The 2465-nt window shown below is 48.4% G+C and carries 2 protein-coding genes; both read left to right on the top strand.

Translation table 11 applies throughout. From position 1 onward, the window contains the following. On the top strand, positions 1-418 hold a 418-nt coding region (locus KDK19_RS09020), incomplete at its 5' end, for a hypothetical protein (protein WP_257291773.1). A 5-nt stretch (positions 419-423) separates the two neighbouring features. Continuing rightward, a partial coding sequence (locus KDK19_RS09015) for a hypothetical protein (protein ID WP_257291772.1) occupies positions 424-2465 on the top strand: 2042 nt, incomplete at its 3' end.

Here is a 2465-nt window from a genome sequence, read left to right as displayed (position 1 = left end):
GCTGATTACCGAACCGGCAGGACAACTGGATTATGTTAAAGGTAAAAATATTGCGAACTTTCATATCGTAGCTGGAATGGTGAATACCTCTTATGGCCCGGTATTTTTTATTGTTTTCTATTTTCCAGATCCGCGAACCAGTTCCAAAATCTCGTACGAAACACTGATTGATCCCTTTAATTTACAGCAAGTCAGCATCTATCAGCGACTTGCAAGCCAGCTTTACTGGCACGTCGCTATTGCAGATGACACGGGTAAAGTGGCCAATTTCTTTGAATTTCCCAATCAATACAATCTGGATGAAACCATTCAGCAGGTATTGTCAGCCTGCGCAAATTTCGAACCAGTCAATTTTGACATGGCCAAGGCTGAATTCATGGCAAACTATTCCATTGATGACCTGTTGAATGCCAGGTAAACATTATGTCAGATAAAACTTCAGTCACTTCCCACCTCGCAAGCCTGGCTAAACAGCACAACTGGGCCGCAACGGGTGTATCCGATTATCCACCACAAGACCCCTTGGTAGGACAAGGGCTTTTCTTTGAACGCTATAAAACCTTTATCCATACCGTAGACCGGGATGAAGACAAGTTCGCCCACGTGTTTGCCATTGAAGGGGAATGGGGACGGGGTAAATCCCGTCTGGGTCATGAACTGATCGCCCAGATCAATGAATGCTCTCAGGGCTGGTTTGTTCGGGACAGCAAAACCGGCCAACTGAACGATGCCCAGCTGTTCAATAAGGAAGAAGACCGGGACGGCTATCTCGGCCTCTATATTCGATACTCTCAGGTCGCTTCTGAGTACCAGAATGCCAACAACTGGTTTGGTTTTGGTGTTTATAAAGCTCTGTTACCGCTGGCAACCGAGACCTTTGATGACTCTATTCAGGGGGGGATCGCAAAACAGGCCTTTAACCGCTATAGAGGTTTTGGTTTTGACTCTGCTCAGCTGGCACAGGCATTGGAGCTGGATAAAAAACACAGCACGCAAGCTTTGTATGAAGAGCCCGGGCTGTTAACCCGTCTGGTTAATCAGGCGTTCGAGTATCTTGAGCAATTTGGCATCAAACATGTTTTGCTGGTTCTGGATGAGCTGGAGACCATTGCTGAAGCCGCTTCTTTTGGCCTTGAAGACGACGATACCAAACGTCTGGACGGTCAGGCTATTCGCTTGATTGGTCGTGCCATTAAAGAAGAAGACCACCGCCGGAATTTCCCCTGGCTGCGTTATGTCGCACTGTGCTCTCCGTTGCTCGGTCAGCAGATGCGAGAGGTAAAATCCAATGCCCGTCGTTTTGAGCTGGTGCAGCTGGAACACAACGCCTTTGCCGATGTATCGGACTATGTTAAACGCCTGAATGCCGATCGTAAGTTGCGCCATACCTACCCTGCCGGACTGGTTGAAGCGGCCTATACCATGAGCGGTGCAAACTTTGGCTGGTTCAACGTGATTATGTCCAATGTGGATGTGGTGCTGGATGAACTAACCAATGCTGGTCAACCGGTTCCGCCCAATGGCGAGCTGTTTGATATTCTTATTCGCAAATCAGGCCGGGTTTCAGAGCATGTGCTTGATCACCATGCCATAGATGGCATTAATACTCTGAACCGGGATTTGCTGGCAGAAGCACGCACCCTGTTATTTGGTCAGTTACCTGTTGCTCTTGAAGGCTGCTCAGCACTAACAAAAGCCCTGCTTGATCATCAGAACGAGGATAATGAGCCAGTGGCCAGTTTATATCGCAAGGTTAAATGGGACCCGCTGGAATGCCGTCAGGCCTTGAAAGAATATAAGTTTATTCGGGATAAGGAAGAATGGTCTTATCCAAGTATTGAGCAGCCTATTTCTCTTAATGCCTTACTGCAAAATCTGCAGACGTTTGCCATTAATGAAAGTGAAGAAGACAGCCTACTGATTCCACTCTCTTTGGGTGAGTTTCGTCATCTGATCAATCTGCTCTATAACCACCCTGCCGCCGAATACGCAGCAGAAGCCCTGTGGCGTAAGTTTTTTGGTGACGACAAGGAACTGTCGGAGGCGTTTGCAACCCATATTGGCCCAAGTATTGCCATGCTGCTGAAGCTGGATCTGCGTTATCGCAGCCAGCAAAGTAACTCCATGATTTTCCTGGACACTGAACATGCCGATACTCACAGTCAGGGCGTCACAGCCTGGGAAGCCGCGCTACCTAAAGAGCCATTGCTTCGCAATATCACCCGATTGACGGGTATTTATCGGTTGCTGGATAACAACTGGGGCTATCAGCCCGTTGTTTACAGCAACGTTTCTGATTTAGCCATTATTCAACCAGCAAGAGGCGGCCTGCAGTCTTGCGAAGGCCTCAGATTACACCCTAATAACCAGGTCTGGTTCGCCTGGGTCAATAACAACGATGAGTTAAACAGCCTGCACCGTGAAGTGACCGCACAGCGTGCATCCGGACGTTTGCCGGTAATGGC

Origin of the sequence: Endozoicomonas sp. ONNA1 (genome assembly GCF_024606325.1) — a bacterium.
Classification (GTDB): domain Bacteria; phylum Pseudomonadota; class Gammaproteobacteria; order Pseudomonadales; family Endozoicomonadaceae; genus Endozoicomonas_A.
The sequence above is the reverse complement of the archived record's forward strand: the minus strand, read 5'-3'. Positions and strand labels throughout refer to the sequence as shown.